Annotated in this window: 12 protein-coding genes and 1 riboswitch; of the genes, 9 read left to right on the top strand and 3 right to left on the bottom strand. The window is 45.7% G+C overall.

The annotated features are described in order from the left end of the window. Positions 1-5 precede the first annotated feature (5 nt). The gene (locus tag R7R24_RS17445; protein ID WP_005391714.1) at positions 6-980 is read right to left on the bottom strand and encodes a TDT family transporter; all 975 of its coding nucleotides are present in this window, start codon (positions 978-980) and stop codon (positions 6-8) included. 109 nt (positions 981-1,089) lie between these two features. Here R7R24_RS17445 and R7R24_RS17440 point away from each other — a divergent pair, with 109 nt between their 5' ends. From R7R24_RS17440 to dapD, 5 genes are all read left to right on the top strand, one after another. Continuing rightward, on the top strand, positions 1,090-2,016 hold the full coding sequence (locus R7R24_RS17440; protein ID WP_054577570.1) for a LysR substrate-binding domain-containing protein: 927 nt from the start codon (positions 1,090-1,092) through the stop codon (positions 2,014-2,016). A gap of 128 nt (positions 2,017-2,144) precedes the next feature. Then, positions 2,145-2,444, top strand: a complete 300-nt coding sequence (locus tag R7R24_RS17435) for a YebG family protein (protein ID WP_005380208.1) — start codon at positions 2,145-2,147, stop codon at positions 2,442-2,444. Positions 2,445-2,600: 156 nt separating this feature from the next. Further along, positions 2,601-2,676, top strand: a riboswitch (Fluoride riboswitch). Between the two features lie 259 nt (positions 2,677-2,935). Further along, complete coding sequence (locus tag R7R24_RS17430; RefSeq protein WP_005386501.1) at positions 2,936-3,628, top strand: iron-sulfur cluster assembly scaffold protein; 693 nt, start codon at positions 2,936-2,938, stop codon at positions 3,626-3,628. A gap of 23 nt (positions 3,629-3,651) precedes the next feature. Continuing rightward, a complete protein-coding gene (locus R7R24_RS17425) occupies positions 3,652-4,635 on the top strand; it encodes a GGGtGRT protein (protein WP_054577569.1) in 984 nt (327 codons plus the stop codon). A gap of 289 nt (positions 4,636-4,924) precedes the next feature. After that, the gene (gene dapD, locus R7R24_RS17420) at positions 4,925-5,956 is read left to right on the top strand and encodes a 2,3,4,5-tetrahydropyridine-2,6-dicarboxylate N-succinyltransferase (RefSeq protein WP_042521367.1); all 1,032 of its coding nucleotides are present in this window, start codon (positions 4,925-4,927) and stop codon (positions 5,954-5,956) included. An 81-nt stretch (positions 5,957-6,037) separates the two neighbouring features. Here the strand turns inward: dapD and glpQ are convergent, their stop codons facing one another. Both glpQ and glpT read right to left on the bottom strand, forming a co-directional pair. Then, positions 6,038-7,093, bottom strand: a complete 1,056-nt coding sequence (glpQ, locus tag R7R24_RS17415) for a glycerophosphodiester phosphodiesterase (RefSeq protein ID WP_005380201.1) — start codon at positions 7,091-7,093, stop codon at positions 6,038-6,040. Between the two features lie 56 nt (positions 7,094-7,149). Then, positions 7,150-8,514: a glycerol-3-phosphate transporter gene (gene glpT / locus R7R24_RS17410; protein WP_005380199.1), complete on the bottom strand. Its 1,365-nt coding sequence runs from the start codon at positions 8,512-8,514 to the stop codon at positions 7,150-7,152. Positions 8,515-9,410: 896 nt separating this feature from the next. Between glpT and R7R24_RS17405 the strand changes: the two genes are divergently transcribed. From R7R24_RS17405 to glpD, 4 genes are all read left to right on the top strand, one after another. Continuing rightward, positions 9,411-10,265: an MIP/aquaporin family protein gene (locus R7R24_RS17405; RefSeq protein WP_005380195.1), complete on the top strand. Its 855-nt coding sequence runs from the start codon at positions 9,411-9,413 to the stop codon at positions 10,263-10,265. Positions 10,266-10,324: 59 nt separating this feature from the next. After that, a complete protein-coding gene (gene glpK, locus R7R24_RS17400; RefSeq protein WP_005380193.1) occupies positions 10,325-11,842 on the top strand; it encodes a glycerol kinase GlpK in 1,518 nt (505 codons plus the stop codon). A gap of 159 nt (positions 11,843-12,001) precedes the next feature. Then, entirely contained in the window at positions 12,002-12,793 is a 792-nt protein-coding gene (locus R7R24_RS17395; protein ID WP_005380192.1) for a DeoR/GlpR family transcriptional regulator, read from the top strand. 177 nt (positions 12,794-12,970) lie between these two features. After that, positions 12,971-14,530, top strand: a complete 1,560-nt coding sequence (gene glpD, locus R7R24_RS17390; RefSeq protein ID WP_054576307.1) for a glycerol-3-phosphate dehydrogenase — start codon at positions 12,971-12,973, stop codon at positions 14,528-14,530. Positions 14,531-14,736 lie beyond the last annotated feature (206 nt).

Below are 14,736 nucleotides of genomic sequence, written 5' to 3'. Positions count from 1 at the left end.
GCTATTCAAGCGTGATGAGCGTGCATCAAGCGTGGCTGAATCAACAAGTTGTTGATGTATTGTAAGGCCACATAAGAGACAACAAATGTTGCCACAATCAACTCAAGACTAGCTAAGCCTCGCACTTGTTGAACATAGTGCGCAGCCAATCCTTGCAACTCCATCCAATTCGCCATTTTAAACAGCGCCGTCGCACCGATCACCATCGGGAAAGTGAACGCCGCATAGCCTGGGCTAAATGGCAGTCTAAGCAATTTAAAGAATGCGAGGTAAATGATGGCTGTCATCAATACCGCGATACCAAATAGCATAGCGATGATCACTGGTGATGGTGTCGCAGTGACCGTTAAGTACCCTGCCAATGATAGACTTGCTGGCGCCGCCATAATTGCCATGGTTGGTTTTGCTGCATCCGGAATTTCATGGGTAAACATGAAACGGTAAATCATCATCGGCAACATGATCGCGTACGCCACCATACCAAACATCAATGCACCTTGTGCCACTGGTGCTAACATAGGGTTGCCAGAGAAAGACACATCCGCAACGATGATACCCACTGGCGGTACAAACCAACTAGGAACCATGTGGTGCAATTCAAAATCTTTGGCGCGATGGTAAACAAAGCTCACCAAGAACACGATGTGCAAAACCACCGCAATCAGCCAAAGCGCATCGCCAGCTAATGGGTAAAAATGGCCGAGAGAGTTCGATACCACCATAGTGCCCATCGCAAATGTCGGAACCACGCTGCCCACAACCGGATGAGCAAGATCTTGTCTCAACAGATGATTATGTAGCAAAAACTTGGTTGCCAATATAGCCAACAATATGCTTGCGATACCCGCACTAATCCACTGTCCGTAGCCATGTAATTCGGCGAAGTTTTCCCAACTCCAGCCCAAGCTTGCAATACCAAGAGCCAAACCCGCCATTGGAGTTGGCGCTCCCATTACTTTTGCTTTTGTTCTTTGAATCATGATGACCTCAACCAGACTCACTCTTGATGGGACGTATAATACGCTTGCACTTCGTTCCGATATATCTAATTATTTAAAACAAACGTTCAGAATTACTTAACGGTGGGGTATGGCAAGTCACATTTCTCTTAAACAACTGAAAGTGTTTACGACGATCACGCAGCACAAAACGCTCACAGCGGCTTCTGATAGTCTCTTTTTATCGAAAGCCGCAGTGAGCATGGCACTCTCAGAATTAGAAAAACAGATCGGCCATCACTTGTTTGATCGTGTTAATAACCGACTGATTTTGAACCAAGAAGGTCAAAAACTGCTACCACTGGCGGATGAGTTACTCAACCGAGCCAAAGACATCGAGAGCATTTTCGATGGTGACCAAGCGCTATCGGGCCAACTTCGCATTGGTGCCAGCGACACCATTGGCAACCAAGTCGCGCCCTATTTGCTTAGCGAATTTCGTCAGCAAACGAACCATCGTTCTCAAAGCCTGTTCATTTCTAACTCCGCACAAATCTGCGACATGCTGACCGATTACGAGTTAGACATAGCCCTCATTGAGGGCAAAACACTTCACCCTGAATTGCAGTCTACCCAGTTTAGCGAAGATGAAATGTGCGTGATTTGCGCGCCCGATTACCCAGCCGCGCACGAAGGGCCAGTAAACTTAACCGAGCTAGAAAACAGTGAATGGATATTGCGAGAGGCAGGATCTGGTTCACGCGAATTTTTTATGCGCGTTGTCGCACCGCGCTTGGAACATTGGCATGAAGCTTTTCAGCTCAATACCACCGAAGCGTTGATCAACTCAGTATCGGCGGGGTTAGGCTTAGGTTGCTTGTCACGTTTGTCTGCAGAACCTGCTATTCGTGACGGCCGCGTAAAACTGCTCGACATGCCTTTAGATATGAAACGTCGCTTCTGGTTACTGGTTCATAAAGAGAAATATCAAAGCCCATTGCTCAGAACGTTTATCGAATTTTGCCAAGATTGGGAGCGACCAACAAACCTTCCTTTGGCGGACAAATCCGCAAAGTGAAACCAAGATAGTTTAAATGCTAGTCAGTTAGTTGTACGTGTCTCTCATTCTGAGGCTTGTCGCTAGACTTGATTGGTCAAAAACTGTATAAAAAGCCAGTATCAATACACCAAATTAGGGGACCAACCATGGCTGTAATCGTCAAGTACGTGGTAGAACGCAATGGAGAAGAGAAAATGACTTTTACCTCTAAAGCGGAAGCTGACGCATACGACAAAATGCTGGATATGGCAGACGAGTTATTCTCACTGCTGGGTAAAAGTGAACTTCTAGAAGACGAAGGTAAGCAAGAAGATCTTGCAATGTTCCTTGCGCAAAACAAAGAAGAAGTGCTTTACGCTCTTGGTGCAAAACGTAAACCTGCACCAAAAAAAGCAAAGAAGCTTGAAGCTGTTGAAGAAGATAGCGAGCAAGAAGACGCTGCATAAGCCTCTCATTTGTTTAGAAAAAACGTCGCATTATGCGGCGTTTTTTTATTCCTTCCGTTTATCTCCATATATCTCTGAGAATATAAAGAACCGATTTAATATCCCAAATTGCTCTAAATTTCATGTTGCAGATTAGTGTGACTTAGATCTAGTCTAAATGGGTTCGGTGATGGGGTACCACCGGAATCGAAAGATTCGAACCGCTGTTAAAGCTAATGACTCCTACAGAAACGAAAACAGGTCAGCCCTGTTGGAAGTGCTTTCGCTTATGTTGTGAAAGCGAGAGTTCTGTAGTGAGCAATTCAACTCTTCTCCAACCCCGCTCCTGTTTTCTCAAAAATTAAAAAGATATCCAAAATAGTTGTTAACTCAACAAGGCAACAAACGCATGAACCTCCTGAACATAGTTTTCTATTTGATGGAGCGAATAAGAGCAGTCAACGCCGTTGAGTCTGACAAATAGGCTGGATATCGTACACTGGGAAAACACTATGCAATACTCACACGAAATCCAATCAATGTGCCCGATTCAACGCGGCGATCTTCATGCATCTGCACCGATCCCTGTCGAAGGCGCAATGATCAATCCAAAAGACGTTATCGCGATTTCTGGTCTTAGCCACGGCGTTGGTGCTTGTGCTCCTCAACAAGGTGCAGCAAAACTGACTCTTAACGTCAAAAACGGCATCATCGAAGAAGCTTTGATCGAAACGATCGGCTGTTCAGGCATGACTCAATCAGCCGCGATGGCCGCAGAAATCCTAACAGGCAAAACTATTCTGGAAGCACTGAATACCGACTTGGTATGTGATGCTATCAACGTCGCGATGCGCGAAATCTTCCTTCAATTTGTTTACGGTCGTACTCAATCTGCTTTCTCTGAAGGCGGCTTGGAAATTGGTGCGGCACTGGAAGACCTTGGTCAAACTCAACGCAGCCAAGTGGGTACTAGCTACTCAACTAAAGCAAAAGGCGTGCGTTACATGGAGTTAGCTGAAGGCTACGTAACAAAACTCGCGCTAGACGAAAACAAAGAAGTGATTGGTTACCAATATCTCAACCTCGGCAAGATGATGAAAGCCATCAACGAAGGCGTATCTGCTGCAGAAGCCGCAGACAAAGCAACGGGGACTTACGGTCGTTTTGACGAAGCCGTAACGACCATCAACCCACGCCAACAATAATTGCCACCAAGAGGGAAGAGATTATGAACACTCCGATTACTGAATCTGTACGTCGCACATTAGACGAAATGCAACTATCTTCTCTGGAAGAGGCTTACCAATACTGTATGGATCGTGGTATCGACCCAAAAGCATTGGTGATGGACACTCAACCTATCGCGTTTGAAAGCGCTGCCGATGCCTACACACTGGGCACTGCTTTGGCGATTTTCCGCGGTGCAAAAACAGCAGAAGAAGCGGCAAACATCATCGGTGAAGGTCTTCAAGCCTGCACAAAACCGGGCAGCGTAGCGCAGCAGCGCCAAGTGGGTATCGGTCACGGTGCATTGGCGGCTCGTCTATTGAATGAAGAAAGTGGCTGTTTTGCTTTCCTTGCCGGTCATGAGTCATTCGCAGCGGCAGAAGGCGCAATCAAAATCGCACTTAACGTGAACAAATCACGTAAAAATCCGTTGAAAGTTATCCTAAATGGTTTGGGTAAAGACGCCGCTTACCTCATCTCACGCATCAATGGTTTCACTTACGTACGCACTCAATACAACTACCAAACTGGTGAGTTAGTGGAAGTAGAACGTCGTCGATTCTCGCAAGGTCCACGTGGTGAGATCCTTTGTTACGGTGCAGACGATGTGCGTGAAGGCGTGGCTATCATGCATAAAGAACAAGTGGATGTGAGCATCACAGGTAACTCAACCAACCCGACTCGCTTCCAACACCCTGTAGCAGGTATCTACAAAGCGGAACGTAACCGTGAAGGCATGCCTTACTTCTCTGTGGCATCAGGTGGTGGTACTGGTCGTACTCTACACCCAGATAACGTGGCGGCAGGTCCTGCCTCTTACGGTATGACCGATACCATGGGTCGCATGCACGCCGATGCACAATTCGCGGGTAGCTCTTCAGTACCTGCACACGTAGCGATGATGGGCTTCATCGGCATGGGTAATAACCCAATGGTAGGTGCAACGGTTGCACTTGCAGTAGAGGTCGGTGAGCTAAGTCTCTAAATCGATTTATCGCTTTACTATCTAAAGCCAGTAAATCCAACAAACCCAGTGTAGGGGGAGTGACTTCGGTCCTCCCCTTATTTTTGTTGCCTTGATAGTTAATCAATGATTTGCGACACATTTCTCATCAGACAAACATATCTCTAAAAAGACAAAAGGTATCCATCTACAGACTTTATCTATTTCCCCTCTTTAAACTCCCTAGCACTCTCATTATGATGACTGACAACTTAATTATTTCTTGTCAGTGAACAGACGAGACACAAGACTCAACACATGGAGATCAACTATGGCTTTCTTCTCTCTAGCCTTTGGTACGGCAACTAAAAACCGCGACGGCAAAATCATCGAAGCGTTTTTCCCAAACCCAGTTCTTAACCCAAGCGAAGCGCTTGTTAACGCACTAGCAGCAGTAGCAGGTTACGAGCAAGGCAACCAAGCTATCGAGATCTCTGCAGCACAAAGCGCAGAACTAGCAGCAGCATTTGAAGCAAACGGCGATGCAGCAAACGCATCTTTCGCAGCAAAAGCAGCAGAATCAGCACAACCACTTGTACTGGTTATCCTTGCCACTGACGAGCAGCCACAAAGTGTTGCTGAAGGCTTCCTAAAACTTCAACTTATCTCTAACCGTCTAGTTAAGCCACACGGCACAGTACTAGACGGGATCTTCGGTCTACTGCACAACATCGCATGGACTAACGAAGGTCCAATCGATCTACCTGAACTAGCAGAGCGTCAAATCGAAGCTCGCCTAGCGGGTCGTGCACTAAGCGTAGATTGCGTAGACAAGTTCCCTAAAATGGTGGACTACGTGGTACCAACTGGCGTTCGTATCGCTGATACTTCTCGCGTACGTCTTGGCGCACACGTTGGCGAAGGCACAACAGTAATGCACGAAGGCTTCATCAACTTCAACGCGGGTACAACAGGCGTGAGCATGGTTGAAGGTCGTATCTCTGCTGGCGTAGTGGTTGGTAACGGCTCTGACATCGGCGGCGGCGCATCTATCATGGGCACACTATCTGGCGGCGGTAAAGTTGTAGTTTCTATCGGTGAAAACTCGCTACTAGGCGCAAACGCAGGTCTTGGTTTCCCAATGGGTGACCGTTGTACTATCGAATCAGGTCTATACGTAACCGCTGGCTCTAAAGTGCGCATGCTAGATTCTGCAGGCCAAGAAGTAGAAGTAGTGAAAGCACGCGATCTTGCAGGTGTTTCTGACCTACTGTTCCGTCGTAACTCTGTAACAGGTCAAATCGAGTGTCTTGCTAACAAGAGCGCGGTTGAACTGAACAGCGAACTGCATAAAAACAACTAATTCATTCGTGAATTAGCCCTACGAAAAATCCCCCAGCAGGAAACTGTTGGGGGATTTTTTAGCTTACAGCAAAATGCGTGATTACTGATTTAAAAAGCTGACCGCTTTATCTGGGAAATCAGTAAACAAACCATCCACTTTTACTTGGTTGTAGTACACATCCATCATGCCTTCAAAGCTGTCAGTGTACGCTGGAATGCGTCCTGGATCGGCGCGGAACGTGTATGGATGCACTTGCAAGCCAGCGTCTTTTGCAGCCTTCATCAACGGCTTGATGATGATATTATCTTTGGTTGACTTATCATCCACCAGCATCGGCTTCCAAGGTCCAATTCCTTCCGCGTAACTCGCTACTTTCTTCATTCCGTCGGCTTCGAACATCCAGTCATAACTGTATGGTGTTGCCTTGTCGCCTTTGTACACCATAGTTTCGTTCCAGTCCGTGTAAGCCATAAGCTGAACGAGCTTTAAGTCCATGTCCATTGCAGGCATGAGTTCACTGTTGATGCGTTGAAGTTCATTCGCATCAAAACACTGAAGGTAGACTTTGTCGTCTTGAGAGCCATAACCGTACTGCTTCAAGACTTTAAGCACTGCTTTAGAAATGTCCTTACCTTCATGACGATGGAACCAAGGCGCTTTAATTTCTGGGTAAATACCTATGTCATAACCCAGCGTTTTGTTTAAGCCTTGGATCAGCTCAATCTCTTCAGCAAATGTCGGCACGGTGAAATCAGATTTCCACATAGGGAATCGGGTTGGATAGCCCGCTACTTTGTTGCCTTTCTCATCGATATTAAAGCCTTCAGTTACTCGCAAGGATTTGATTTCCGCCAGAGTGAAATCAATCGCGTAATAACGACCATCTTTACGTGCACGATCAGGAAAACGCTCCGCAACATCCGTTACGCGATCGAGATAATGGTCATGCAACACGACCAACTGGTCATCTTTCGTCATTACCACATCTTGCTCTATGTAGTCAGGTTTCATTGCGTAAGCAAGTGCTTTGGCTTCTAGCGTGTGCTCAGGCAAGTAGCCCGATGCACCACGATGCGCAATGACAAGCGGCTTCGCAATCGCACCAGCAGAGAGGCTAAGTGCTAAAAAAGTAAGACATACTGACTTTGTTTTCATTGTTATTTCCTTGATAAAGCGAAGAGGCAGTATTCCACTGCCTCTTTAAATAAATATTACGCTAGCGCTTCCTTCTCGCGCTCTTTTTGCTCGTGGTGCGCACGTTCACCTAAGAAGGCGTACATCAAACACACGATAGAAGTAATACAAGAACCCACTAAGATGATAAAGCCACCATCCCAGCCAAAGTGGTCTACGGTGTAGCCCAAAATCGCGTTTGCGGCAACTGCCCCACCTAGGTATCCAAACAAACCAGTAAGACCAGCGGCAGTACCTGCCGCTTTCTTCGGAGCGAGTTCAAGTGCGTACAAACCGATCAGCATAACCGGACCATAGATTAGGAAGCCAATTGCAATAAGCGCCATCATATCTACTGTTGGGTTGCCCGCAGGGTTAAACCAATAAACCATCACTGCAACTGTCACTAACACCATAAATAAGATACCAGCAGGTGCACGACGACCTTTGAACAATTTGTCAGAGATCCAACCACACAATAGTGTTCCTGGAATGCCAGCCCATTCGTATAAGAAATAAGCCCATGACGATTTATCTACCGAGAAATCCTTCGCTTCTTTTAGGTAAACAGGTGCCCAGTCCAGTACGCCGTAACGAATTAGGTAAACAAATGCGTTTGCAATTGCAATCGACCAAAGAAGTTTGTTATTGAAGACGTATTTGAAGAAGATTTCCTTCGCTGTCATTTCTTGTTCATGGGACTTGTCATAGTCATCTGGGTAATCGTCTTTGTATTCTTCAATAGGAGGCAGACCACAAGACTGAGGGGTATCGCGAACCGTCATCCAAACAAACACAGCAACCAACGTGGCGAAAAATGCAGGAACATAAAATGCAGTGCGCCAATCATCGTTAAATGCCCACAGGCCAAGAATAAATAGTGGACCAATCAAGCCGCCACCCACGTTGTGCGCCACGTTCCAAACCGAAACGATCTCACCACGCTCTTTACGTGACCACCAGTGCACCATGGTTCGGCCACAAGCAGGCCACCCCATCCCTTGGAACCAACCGTTCAAGAAAAGCAAAATGAACATCGCAGTGACGCTACCAGTCGCCCATGGCATAAAGCCAAAGCAAAACATCACTAATGCAGACATCAATAGGCCGCCACTAAGGAAATAGCGAGGGTTGGAGCGGTCTGAAACGCTGCCCATTAGAAACTTAGAGAGACCATATGCAATGGAAACAGCTGCCAAGGCGACACCTAAGTCTCCGCGGCTAAAGCCTTGCTCGATAAGATAAGGCATCGCCAAACTGAAGTTTTTACGAACTAGATAGTAACCGGCGTAGCCAACAAAGATACCGATAAAGAGTTGCCAACGGAGGCGAGAGTAGGTGCTATCGATGCTGCCAGGGGACAGACGATCAATGTGCGCCTTAGGTTTGAATATTCCAAACATAGGAACCTCATTATTTTGTATGCGATGGTAAAAACACAAAAGGAGCGAACGAAACAAAATAAATCTTCGTTCGAAAGTTCATGAATTGTATGGAGTTAGGATTTTATTTCTGTGACAAATGTTGCACATGAATTAAATATAAGTAAATACAGTAAATTATATGAGCATTAATTAGATCATCGTTCAACTTTACTCAAGATTCGTTAATATTAAACTGATGTTCAAACCCCTCACTTTAGCATTCCAATTCGAAACCTTTGAAACAAAGGCTCGAATTAGAACATAAACTAACCGTAAAAAGGGCGATTTACGCCTGCCCTACTCGCTCCGAACCAACTAATAACTAAAAAGCTGAAAAACGATCACGTTTAGCATCAAACGAAATAAAAAAAACAATTTTTTATTTGAATACAAGCCGAAGCAATGATTCACAAACACAAGACATTAACAGCGTTTATTCTCTTCTCAACTCATCCTATTGGTATCAATGGGATGACGATTTTTTCTAAAAGTCCAAACATGACTGCGTATTTTTATATCACTGCTAGCCCTTGATACATTTGACATCCTCCTACTCCTTTAGGGTTAACTGCTACACAAGTTCTGTGTAATAAATCTCCAAGCACGTAGCAGCTTCACAAAACTCCTCTTACCAGTTGTGCATTCTTTTTCACATCGGTAATTTGAGCGCTCTCAACACTGGCCTCGTGACAAATAAATTATTTTCGTTGTGTTCTTTTCCGGTTAAAAGATGCGCCATTTAACAAAAACGAAGACTTTGATTAACAAATTTATGCTCAAACGCTCATTTTTAACGTTCGTTTGTTTTCGCAAACGTTTATATATGCACAATAGTATCGTGCTAGACAGGCAAAAATGATCAAAGGACTTTTAACATGACAACGAACAAACACCCCTCTCTGCTCGGAGAATGTTTGGCCGAGTTTATCGGTACAGGACTACTTATTTTCTTCGGCGTAGGCTGTGTTGCAGCCTTAGTTCTAACAGGCGCATCATTTGGACAATGGGAAATCAGTATTGTATGGGGCTTCGGTGTCGCCATCGCTATTTACTGTACGGCTGGCGTCTCTGGTGCACACATCAACCCTGCCGTTACCATCGCACTTGCTATGTTCCATGGTTTTGATAAGGCGAAAGTGGTGCCATACATTATCGCTCAAATGCTTGGGGCATTCTGTTCTGCTGCATTGGTATACAGCTTATACAGCAACCTTTTCACCGACTACGAAATCGCTCATAACTTCGTTCGCAGCAGCCAAGATGCACTAGCAACTGCTGGTATCTTCTCAACCTATCCGCATGCCTCCCTCTCTTTCTTTGGTGCTTTTGCTGTGGAATTCGTTATCACTGCTGTGCTGATGTTTGCGATTCTGGCTCTGGGCGATGAAAATAACGGCGCAGCACGTGGCGCAATGAACCCTCTATTGATCGGTATTTTGATTGCCGTCATCGGTGGTTCACTTGGCCCACTAACAGGCTTTGCGATGAACCCTGCTCGTGACTTTGGACCGAAGCTGTTCGCTTACTTCGCAGGTTGGGATTACGCTCTGACAGGTGCTAAAGACATTCCTTACTTTATCGTGCCTTTACTTGCTCCGATTGCAGGTGCGTGTTTTGGTGGTTGGTTGTATCCAAAAGCGATTGCCGCTTACCTTCCACAACAAGGCCACGGTTGTACGATTCCAAACCAATGTGAGACGGAAGAAGAAACAGAAGAAGCTAGAGCTTAAAACTGACGTAACTCGAACATTTACTAAAATATAAATAACGAAACAAAAGGATTCTTACCATGACTGAGCAAAAATACATTGTTGCCCTGGACCAAGGTACAACAAGCTCTCGCGCAGTGATTCTTGATCACGATGCGAACATCGTAAGCGTCGCGCAACGCGAATTTACTCAGATTTATCCAGAAGCTGGTTGGGTTGAACATGATCCAATGGAGATCTGGGCAACACAAAGCTCTACTTTAGTAGAAGCTCTAGCTAAGTCTGGCATCCGTAGCGACCAATTAGCGGCTATCGGTATTACTAACCAGCGTGAAACGACCATCGTCTGGAACAAAGAAACAGGTAAACCCGTTTACAATGCGATCGTATGGCAATGTCGCCGTACTGCTGATATCTGTGAAGATTTAAAAGCACGCGGTCTCGAAAACTATGTACGTGACAACACTGGTTTGGTGCTTGACCCTTACTTCTCAGGTACCAAAGTTAAATGGATTCTGGACAATGTTGAAGGCGCACGAGAAGACGCAGAAGCAGGCAAGCTGTTGTTTGGTACTGTCGATACTTGGTTAGTTTGGAAGATGACTCAAGGTCGCGTTCACGTAACCGACTACACTAATGCATCGCGTACCATGCTGTTTAACATCAACGATCTATGTTGGGATCAAAAAATGTTAGATGAGCTTGGCATTCCAGCATCTATGATGCCAGAAGTGAAGCGCTCATCGGAAATTTACGGTAAAACCAACATCGGTGGTAAAGGCGGTACTCGTATTCCTATTTCTGGAATCGCAGGTGACCAACAAGCGGCGCTTTACGGCCAAATGTGTGTTGAAGCGGGTCAAGCGAAAAACACTTACGGTACGGGTTGTTTCTTGCTAATGAATACGGGCCAAGAAAAAGTCACTTCGACACATGGCCTTCTAACTACTTTGGCTTGTGGTCCTGCAGGCGAACCAGCTTATGCACTTGAAGGCGCCGTATTCATGGGTGGAGCTTCTATCCAATGGCTACGCGATGAATTGAAAATCCTAAACGGTGCAGAAGACTCTGAATACTTCGCGACAAAAGTGGATACATCAAACGGCGTTTATGTCGTGCCTGCATTTACTGGTTTAGGCGCTCCATACTGGGATGCCTACGCACGTGGCACGATTGTCGGCCTTACTCGCGGTGTGAATTCAAACCATATCATCCGTGCAACATTGGAAGGCATCGCTTATCAAACTCGTGACGTACTGGATGCGATGCAAGCTGACTCAGGCATTAAGCTTGCGAACCTTCGCGTCGATGGTGGTGCAGTAGCGAACAACTTCCTAATGCAATTCCAATCCGATGTATTGAACACAGAAGTACACCGCCCTCAAGTAACTGAGGTTACCGCTCTTGGTGCAGCCTACCTTGCCGGCCTCGCAGTTGGTTACTGGGATAGCATTGATGAGTTGCAGAATAAAGCGGTACTTGATCGCACCTTTGAGCCACACGATGATGAAGAAAAACGCAATCGTCGTTACAAGGGCTGGAAACGTGCAGTGAAATGTGCACAAACCTGGTCTGAACTTCACGACGAAGAAGATTAATCTCATCTCCATAAGAAAAAAAGAGCGCCATTTGTGCGCTCTTTTTGCGCTTTATCCCCGATTCCTGAACTCGCTTACTTCTCACAACGAGCAAATTCGAGCACAATAGAGCTTCGAATTTGAAGCATTGGCCGTTACCAATGCACAAGGGAGTGGTAAGTGAAGCAAATACCTCGACACCAGCAGATTGTTGAGCTGGTGAAAAAACAAGGCTATGTCAGCACGGATGAGTTAGTAGAAAGATTCAATGTCAGCCCACAAACCATCCGACGCGATCTCAATGAACTCGCCGATGACAACAAAATTCGTCGTTATCACGGTGGAGCCACTATTCCTCTCAGTTCTGAAAACACATCTTACAACACGCGTAAAGCGCTCAACTTCAATGAAAAAGATGTCATTGCAGACGAGGTAGTCAAACACATTCCAGATGGTGCCACACTATTCATCGATATCGGCACCACACCAGAAGCAGTTGCGCGAGCGCTCAATAAAAACCATAAACAGTTGCGTGTTGTCACCAACAACATCAATGTTGCGACCATTCTTTTCCCTAACCCTGAAATCAAAGTCATCTTAGCGGGTGGAGAAGTCCGCAGCAGAGACGGCGGTATTGTTGGCGAGGCTACCCTCGATTTCGTTAAACAGTTCCGTCTCGACTTTGGTATTCTCGGCATTAGCGGTATCGACTTCGATGGCTCGCTATTAGACTTTGATTACCACGAAGTCCGGGTCAAACAAGCGATCATTGACAATAGCCGTAGTGTATTTCTTGCCGTAGACCACACCAAGTTCGGGCGCAATGCTATGGTGAAACTAGGCAATATTGCACAGCTCAACATGATCTTTACCAATAAGCAGCCACCAGAAGAAATCTTGTCAATTTTGAAGGAAGCTTCTATCCCACTTGAAGTGGTTGAAGCTAACGAATCAAACTCCGAAAACGAGTAACGTCAATCGTATAACTCCCCCTCAAATGACCTCTGTCTTAATTAGACAGAGGTTTTTTTTGTGTCTAAATCACACAAAACGCTCACAAACGAAAATAATAGATGATCACAAACGAAACCTGAGCTAGGATTACATTATGTTCTAAAATGCTCGTTCGCTCACCAAGAGGTCAAATTTATGAGTATACAAAATAATGCTTCCACTACTAGCTCATCCACTACCTTAGACTTGATCGTAATCGGTGGCGGCATTAATGGAGCTGGTATTGCAGCAGACGCAGCTGGCCGAGGTTTGAGTGTTGGCTTATATGAAGCACATGACTTCGCATCTGCGACTTCTTCAGCAAGTTCTAAACTGATACACGGCGGTTTACGCTACCTTGAACACTACGAGTTTCGTTTAGTTTCGGAAGCGCTCGCAGAGCGTGAGGTTATTCTTCGTAAAGCACCACACGTCGCATTACCAATGCGTTTCCGTTTACCGCATCGCCCATTCCTACGCCCAGCTTGGATGATTCGTTGTGGCCTTTTCCTTTACGATAACTTGGGTAAACGTACGACGCTGCAAGGCAGTAAAACCGTCAACCTTGCGAAATCTGGCTTGCTAAAACCAGAGATGAAAACGGGTTTCGAATACTCTGACTGTTGGGTTGATGATGCACGTTTAGTATTACTGAACGTTCTTGCGGCTCGCGAAAACCATGCTGAAGTGCGTAACTACTGCCGCGTGGAAAAAGCACACCGTGAAGGTGGTATCTGGCATGTTACTATTCACGATGTGATGACAGACCAACGTTTCGAACGTAAAGCGAAAGCGTTAGTCAATGCTGCGGGGCCTTGGGTAAAACAGTTCTTTGATGATGGATTAGAGCAAGCCTCTCCTCGTAACATTCGCTTAATCAAAGGCTCGCACATCGTTGTTCCTCGTATCCACAACGAACCGCAAGCCTACATTCTTCAAAACAAAGACAATCGCATCGTATTTATGATTCCTTACTTAGATAAGTTCTCAATCATTGGTACAACAGATGTGGAATACAAAGGTGACCCACGTGAAGTGTCGATCTCAGATGACGAAGTCGATTACCTCATTGATATCGTAAACCAACACTTTGTCCACCAGTTGACTCGCGAAGATGTAGTTTGGACATACAGCGGTGTTCGTCCTTTATGTGACGATGAATCTGACTCTCCGCAAGCAATCACACGAGACTACACGCTAGAGCTCGATGCGGAATACGACCATGCACCTCTGCTTTCTGTCTTTGGTGGTAAGCTGACGACCTACCGTAAGCTGGGTGAAGCGGCAATGAAAAAGCTGGCTCCTTTCCTACCAGAGATGGGAAGCGACTGGACGGCCAACCAAACCCTTCCTGGTGGTAACTTCAGCTGTAGTCGTGAACAATTAGCTAAACAAATTCACGCTAAATACACTTGGGCGCCAGAAGCATTGATTCTTCGTTATGTCACTCAGTTTGGTACCCAAACGTGGAACTTAATGGAAGGTACAACAAGTGAAGCTGACTTAGGACAAACGTTCTCGACACAAGCCGGTGGTGTTTACCAACGTGAGATCGATTACTTAATGAACCATGAAATGGCAATGACCGATGAAGACATTTTATGGCGCCGTACTAAGCTTGGTCTTTACATGAACGAGGAAGAAAAACAGGCCTTAACGGACTATTTAAAGAAAAAGCTACAACAGAAAGTGGTTAATCTTTCTCAAGTTGGCTAACAGCTCCCCTCCCTCCCCCCACAATAAAGCCTGCTTAGTTGCAGGCTTTTTGTTTTGTTGTTTAAGCACAACACCTTGGTGCGCTCCACTCGATTGCAAATAAGAACAACTATTCATAGACATTTGGCATTAAATACAATCATACTCATTTGAAAAATAATGCATCAATGACTTCAGAGTACCGTACTCAGAGCATTGCCTCTGTA

This window comes from Vibrio sp. 704, from assembly GCF_033339295.1.
The sequence above is the reverse complement of the archived record's forward strand: the minus strand, read 5'-3'. Positions and strand labels throughout refer to the sequence as shown.